Below are 6,340 nucleotides of genomic sequence, written 5' to 3' on the forward strand. Positions count from 1 at the left end.
ACTTATATTATCTAAAATTCCCCCCCCCCCCCCCCGCGCCGTCCCCGGGGGCCCCCGCCGGCCCCCACCCACCCGCGCCCCCCGTCAACACGTCCGGGGTGACGAAGGGTATCAGACTACACCGGCGGCGCGACCCGTCCTTCGCGAAACTCGAACCCGCCCTCGCGGTCGCGCGCGAGCAGCGCCGGCCCGTCGAGATCGACCCAGCGCGCGCGCTGCGCGAGGACGAAAGCGGGCGCGATCGCCAGGCTGGTGCAGAGCATACAGCCGACCATGATCGACAATCCCGCCGCGTCGGCGGCATCGGCGAGCCGCATCGCCTCGGTCAGCCCCCCGGCCTTGTCGAGCTTGATATTCACCCCGTCGTAAAAAGGCCCGATGCGCGCGACATCGGCAGCCGTGTGGCAGCTTTCATCGGCGACGAAGGGAATCGGCGCATAGACACCGTCGAGCAGCGCATCGGAACCGACCGGCACCGGCTGTTCGATCATCTCGACCCCCATATCAGCCAGCGCCTCGGCCTCGCCGAGCAGATCGACCTGCCCCCAGCTTTCATTGGCGTCGACGATCAGCCGCGCGTTCGGCGCGCCCTTGCGCACCGCGGCGACGCGCAGCCGGTCGTCCTCGCCGGTCAGCTTGATCTTGAGCAGGCGATAGCCGTCGGCTTCGGCGGTCGCGGCCGCTTCGGCCATCGCGCCCGGCGTGCCGAGCGAAATGGTGAAAGCGGTGACGCGCGCGGTCGGCGCGCCGTCGCACCCGGCAAGCTGCCAGAGCCGGAGGCCGCGCTGCTTCGCCTCCAGGTCCCACAGCGCGCAGTCGAGCGCGTTGCGCGCCGCCCCCGGCGCCATGATCTCCTGAATCGCGCCGCGCGCCTCGGCGGCGTCCAATCCGGCGACAAGCGCTGCCGCGTGCAAGATCCGATCGCGGCACCCCGCCGCATCCTCGCCCAGATAATAGACCGGCGTCCCCTCGCCGCGCCCGACGGCATCGCCATCCTCAACTTCCGCGACGACGACATCGACATGCGTCTTCGCGCCGCGGCTGATCACGAACGCCCCCGCCACCGGCCAACGCTCGACACGCACGCTTTTCAGGTGGATAGCCATGCGGGAAGGCTAGTGGAGATCGCCGGGACCGGCAAATCCCTTTCGGCCAAATCCGCGACGCCCCGGTATTGCGGAACGATATGCCTGCTTTGGGGTGGGCGGACGTTCAGGCAAAATCACGCCCTCCCCTTCAGGGGAGGGCAGCGAGACTTACGAACTTGTTCGTTAGTCGCAGCGGGTGGGGGGCAGCAGCCTTGAGCAAGGCCGATGGCCCCCACCCCAACCCCTCCCCTGAAGGGGAGGGGCTAACGTCGCCTATCGATCGAAACCCGCCGCCTCTCACCCGCCGTGCGCGCGAATCCATGTCTCGACCGCCGACGCGATCTCGTCGCGCCATTTGCGGCCGTTGAAGATGCCGTAATGGCCGACGCCCTTCGCCATCAGATATTTCTTCTTGTCCGAAGGCAGCGCCTTGGCGAGCGTCAGCGCCGCCTTGGTCTGGCCGATCCCCGAAATATCGTCGCGCTCGCCCTCGATCGCCAGGATCGCGATATCCTCGATCTTCGTGAGGTCGACCGGCTGGCCGCGATGGAGCATCTCGCCCTTGGGCAGCAGGTGCCGCTGGAACACGACATCGACCGTCTGGAGATAGAATTCGGCGGTCATGTCGCAGACCGCGCGATATTCGTCATAAAATTCCTTGGTCTTGTCGGCGCTCTCGCCGTCGCCGTCGACCAGATGCTTGAACATCTCCCAATGGCTCATCATGTGATTGCCAAGGTTCATCGACATGAAGCCGGCAAGCTGGAGGAAGCCCGGATAGACGCGGCGCCCGGCGCCCGGATACCAGGCCGGGACGGTCGCGATGACATTCTCCTGAAACCAGGCATAGGGCCGCGTCGTCGCATGTTGATTCACCGCGGTCGGCGCCTTGCGCGTGTCGATCGGCCCGCCCATCATCGTCAGCGTCTTCGGCCGGCACTTGTGCCCCGCCGCCGCCATCACCGCGGCCGCAGCGAGGCTAGGCACCGACGGCTGACACACCGCGAGCACGTGCGCGCCCGGCCCGATATGCTCGAGCCACGCGATCAGATAATCGACATAATCGTCGAGGTCGAATTTGCCCGCCTCCAGCGGCACGTTGCGCGCGTCGCGCCAGTCGGTGATCCACACGTCATGGTCGGGCAGCATCCGCTCGACGGTGCCGCGCAGCAAGGTTGCATAATGGCCCGACATCGGCGCGACGATCAGCAGCTTGGGCTTGCCCGCGCTCGCCCGGTGCTTGAAATGCTTGAGCTGGCCAAAGGGTTTGCGCGCCTCGATCGACTCGGCGACACGCACCGTCTCGCCATCGACGACGGTCTCGTACAGCTCGAACCCCGGCTTGCCGCGCGGCGCCGCGGCGTGTGCGAACACTTCAAGCGCCGAGGCGAACATCGGGCTGCCGCCGAAATAGCCCAGCGGATTGGCGGGATGCTGAATCGCCTGCGCCCCGGCGGTCGCCAGCGCGCTGGCCCCCGCGAGCCAGCTCTTCTGCATGTCAAAGGCGTGATACAGCATGTTCGATGGGCCCCTTGCGTCCGGCCGCGCTCTTTTCGGCGCGCCCTATTTGCTGAGCAGTCTAGGGAAACGCTATCATTGTGCAATGCATCATTTTGCACGGCTTCATACGGCTTGAAGCGGGACGCCATTTTGCGGCGTTGAGCGGCGTCGGCGCGGCTGCTAGGGCGATCCGCGATGGCGACCAAATCAGACCAATCCGCCCCGGCCCGCCGCAAGCTGTCCAGCCTGCGCATGGTCTGGCACTATGCCAGCCGATATCCGCTGCGCTTGCTGATCGCGGCGATCGCACTCGGCGTCGCTGCGCTCGCGACGCTCGCGATCCCCTATCAGTTCAAGGCGATGATCGACTCGGGCTTCGTCGCCGGCGGCGGTGACGTCGCGCCGCATTTCCGCATCTTCTACGGCATCGTGCTGCTGCTCGCCGCCGCGACCGCGGTGCGTTTCTATTGCGTGAGCTGGCTCGGCGAGCGGACGGTCGCCGATATCCGCGAAGGGGTGCAGCGCAACCTGCTGCGCCTCGCGCCCGGCTTCTTCGAGGAAAATCGTCCGTCCGAAATCGCCTCGCGAATGACCGCCGACACCGCGATCATCGAACAAACCGTCGGCACCACCGTTTCGGTCGCGCTGCGCAACACGGTGATGGGGATCGGCGGGATCGTCTATCTTTTCTCGCTTTCGCCCCGGCTGACCGCGGGGATGCTGATCGGCATTCCCGTGATCATCATGCCGATCGTCATTCTCGGCCGCCGCCTTCAGAATGTTTCCCGCTCAAGCCAGGATCGCGTCGCCGACATCGGCGCGACCACCGCCGAGCAATTGGGGGCGATGAAGATCGTCCAGGCCTTCGGACAGGAAGGCCGCGAAGCCGACCGCTTCACCGCCGCGGTCGAGGCCAATTTTGCGACCGCCAAACGCCGCATCCGCCTCCGCGCGGTGATGACCGCGATCGTCATCGGCCTGCTTTTCGGCGCGATCACGACTTTGCTCTGGTATGGCGCCGCGGGGGTCGCGGCGGGCACGATCACCGGCGGCACGATCGCCGCCTTCGTCCTCACCGGCGGGCTCGTCGCGGGTGCGTTCGGCGCGCTCACCGAAGTCTATGGCGACCTGCTGCGCGCCGCGGGCGCGGCCGAGCGGCTTCACGAACTGCTCGTCGCCGAACCGACCATCGCCGCGCCGCAAAACCCGCAGTCGCTGCCCGAGCCGGCGACCGGGACGCTCGAATTCGACCATGTCGAATTTCGTTACCCGACGCGCCCCGACGCGCCCGCGCTGCACGATTTCTCGCTTGCGGTGCGCCCGCGCGAAACCGTCGCGATCGTCGGCCCCTCGGGCGCCGGAAAATCGACGCTCTTTCAGCTTGCCGAGCGTTTCTACGACCCGCAGGCGGGACAGATCCGCCTCGACGGCGTGCCGTTGACCGAGGCCGATCCCGCCGCCATCCGCGCGCGGATCGCGATGGTGCCGCAGGAAACGGTGATCTTCGCCGCCTCCGCGCGCGACAATCTGCGCTACGGCAATTGGGCGGCGAGCGACGAGGAATTGTGGGACGCCGCGCGCGCCGCCAATGCCGAGGAATTCCTCCGCAAGCTGCCGGACGGTCTCGATACCTTCATGGGCGAAGGCGGGGCGCGCCTTTCGGGCGGCCAGCGCCAGCGCGTCGCCATCGCCCGCGCGCTGCTGCGCCGCGCGCCGCTGTTGCTGCTCGATGAAGCGACTTCGGCGCTCGACGCCGAATCCGAACGGCTGGTGCAGGACGCGCTCGAGGCGCTGATGCACGACCGCACGACGATCGTCATCGCGCACCGCCTTGCAACCGTCCGCGCTGCCGATCGCATCGTCGTGATGGACGAAGGCCGCATCGTCGAGGAGGGGCGCCACGACGACCTCGTCGCCGCCGACGGCCTCTATGCCCGCCTCGCGCGGCTCCAGTTCCAGGACAATCTCGCCGCCGCCTGACCGCCATCCTTCAAAGGAAGCCCCCATGCCCACGCTCTACGACCTCACCATCCCCGCCTATGCCAACGGGCTGCGCGCGCTTTCGGGGCAACTCGTCAAGGCGCTCGACTGGGGCGAGCAGAATGGCGTCGGCGAATTGCAGTTCATCGCCGCGCGTCTCGCACCCGACATGTTTCCGCTCGCGGCGCAGGTCCGTTTCACCTGCGCGCAGGCGATCCAGACCGCGGTGCGCCTGGGCGCGGAAAAGGCGCCGGATCTGGGGGAAGACGCCGCCGATTTTCAGGGCCTCCAGGCGCAGATCGCCGCGACGCTGGCGTGGCTCGATACGATCGATCCCGCGACGCTCGACGGCGACGACGACCGCGCTATCGGCTTCGACCTTCCGAACGGCATGGCGTTCGACATGACCGCCGCTACCTACGTGCGCGACTGGGCGCAGCCGCAATTCTACTTCCATCTCGTCGCCGCCTATGCGGTGATGCGCCACATGGGCGTGCCGCTCGGCAAGGGCGACTATGTCAGCTACATGATGCCATATCTGCGCCCGGGAACCGCGCCCGCCGCGTGACACGTCGACCGGCGCAGCGACTCGGAAGACATCGCGCCAGGGCGGCGCGGAGACGGCCCATCGGGGCAGCGCTATGCCGATAGATGACTCGACTCGCTCGACGCGAACGGAATTGGGGTGGTGTCGATTTGACGCGCGGCGTTCCAGGGTCAGGACCTATTAAATTCCCGCCACTCCCATTCCGCTGCCTTCTCTTTCGTCCTCTTCGTGTCTTTGTGCCTTCGTGCGAGATTATTTGGACTCGCACGAAGGCACGAAGAGAATCTGGATTCCCGCTTGCGCGAGAATGACGAAGGAAAAAGCGGACGGATCAGGATTTAGTGGGCCCTGCCCCCTAGATCAGATCGCGATAGCGGTTGATCCCCGGGAAGGCGATCCGGCTGGCGCCGTTGCGCCGGATGGCGCCGATCGCCTCGTCGACGCGCAGATAGCGTGCCCGCGCCTCGGGTTCGAACAGCAGCATCGCCGGCTCGCTTCGGTTCGACGCGGCTTTGACGAGCAGGCCGAGCTCGGCCAGATCGATCGCATCGCCGTTCCAGCGGATGATGTCGCTCGCATCGATCGTCACATGATTTTCGTCGAGGATCCTGCCATCGACCACACCCTGGCTGGGCAGGACGATATCGACGCTGTGCGTCGGCGGCGGGATGGTGATGATGAACATCACCAGCATGACGAGCATCACGTCGATCAGCGGCGTCGTGTTGATATCGGGATCGCCATTGGGGTCGGCCCGAAAAATGCTGCTGTGAAATCGACTGCGTTGAAACCGGCTGCTTTTGCGCATCCTATCGCTCCCTGTCGGGCGAAACGCGCGCTTTTCGCGCTTGTCCCGCACTACCGATCGGGTCGGCCCATCCCATCGCGCCGCCTCGATCGATGTTGTTATGATATAACATTTATGAACCGCTGCAAATAAAAAGCACGGCGGGGGATTAATCGGGAAGCCACAACGAAGGCCTGCTTTCGACCGATAGCCGTCATGGCCGCGAAGGCGGCTTTGATAGGCATTCGCGCAGAGGCCGCAGAGATCGCAGAGGGGTCAGCGCTTCCCCTCTGCGGTCTCTGCGCGAATTTTATGGAATGCCGGGTTTCGACCGGAAAGCGACGCCTGGTGCCTCCTACTTTCGTCATTCCCCCGAAACCGGGAACCCCCGGCCCCCGTCCGTTGAACCCCCACAGGGCTCCCCCTTTCGCGGGAATG

5 protein-coding genes are annotated in these 6,340 nt (G+C 66.2%); 2 read left to right on the forward strand and 3 right to left on the reverse strand.

Annotated elements, in window-relative coordinates:
• Positions 1-116 precede the first annotated feature (116 nt).
• Together OJI97_RS11175 and OJI97_RS11180 are read right to left on the reverse strand one after the other, a co-directional pair.
• Positions 117-1,106, reverse strand: a complete 990-nt coding sequence (locus OJI97_RS11175; protein ID WP_297663494.1) for a dipeptide epimerase — start codon at positions 1,104-1,106, stop codon at positions 117-119.
• A gap of 279 nt (positions 1,107-1,385) precedes the next feature.
• The gene (locus OJI97_RS11180) at positions 1,386-2,606 is read right to left on the reverse strand and encodes a polyhydroxyalkanoate depolymerase (protein ID WP_297663497.1); all 1,221 of its coding nucleotides are present in this window, start codon (positions 2,604-2,606) and stop codon (positions 1,386-1,388) included.
• 177 nt (positions 2,607-2,783) lie between these two features.
• On the opposite strand from OJI97_RS11180, the gene OJI97_RS11185 reads away from it, so the two are divergent.
• Together OJI97_RS11185 and OJI97_RS11190 are read left to right on the forward strand one after the other, a co-directional pair.
• A complete protein-coding gene (locus OJI97_RS11185) occupies positions 2,784-4,568 on the forward strand; it encodes an ABC transporter transmembrane domain-containing protein (RefSeq protein WP_297663499.1) in 1,785 nt (594 codons plus the stop codon).
• A 25-nt stretch (positions 4,569-4,593) separates the two neighbouring features.
• Positions 4,594-5,136, forward strand: coding sequence for a DUF1993 family protein (locus tag OJI97_RS11190; RefSeq protein WP_297663500.1), 543 nt, complete (start codon positions 4,594-4,596; stop codon positions 5,134-5,136).
• Positions 5,137-5,470: 334 nt separating this feature from the next.
• On the opposite strand, the gene OJI97_RS11195 is transcribed toward OJI97_RS11190, so the two are convergent.
• The gene (locus OJI97_RS11195) at positions 5,471-5,923 is read right to left on the reverse strand and encodes a biopolymer transporter ExbD (RefSeq protein ID WP_297663502.1); all 453 of its coding nucleotides are present in this window, start codon (positions 5,921-5,923) and stop codon (positions 5,471-5,473) included.
• Positions 5,924-6,340: the final 417 nt, after the last annotated feature.

Source organism: Sphingopyxis sp., assembly GCF_025869345.1.
GTDB lineage: Bacteria > Pseudomonadota > Alphaproteobacteria > Sphingomonadales > Sphingomonadaceae > Sphingopyxis.

Bases quoted from the DNA above. Each gene is read 5' to 3' on its own strand.
- OJI97_RS11185 (WP_297663499.1), top strand. From the start codon at position 2,784: ATGGCGACCAAATCAGACCAATCCGCCCCGGCCCGCCGCAAGCTGTCC.
- OJI97_RS11180 (WP_297663497.1), bottom strand. From the start codon at position 2,606: ATGCTGTATCACGCCTTTGACATGCAGAAGAGCTGGCTCGCGGGGGCC.
- OJI97_RS11175 (WP_297663494.1), bottom strand. From the start codon at position 1,106: ATGGCTATCCACCTGAAAAGCGTGCGTGTCGAGCGTTGGCCGGTGGCG.
- OJI97_RS11190 (WP_297663500.1), top strand. From the start codon at position 4,594: ATGCCCACGCTCTACGACCTCACCATCCCCGCCTATGCCAACGGGCTG.
- OJI97_RS11195 (WP_297663502.1), bottom strand. From the start codon at position 5,923: ATGCGCAAAAGCAGCCGGTTTCAACGCAGTCGATTTCACAGCAGCATT.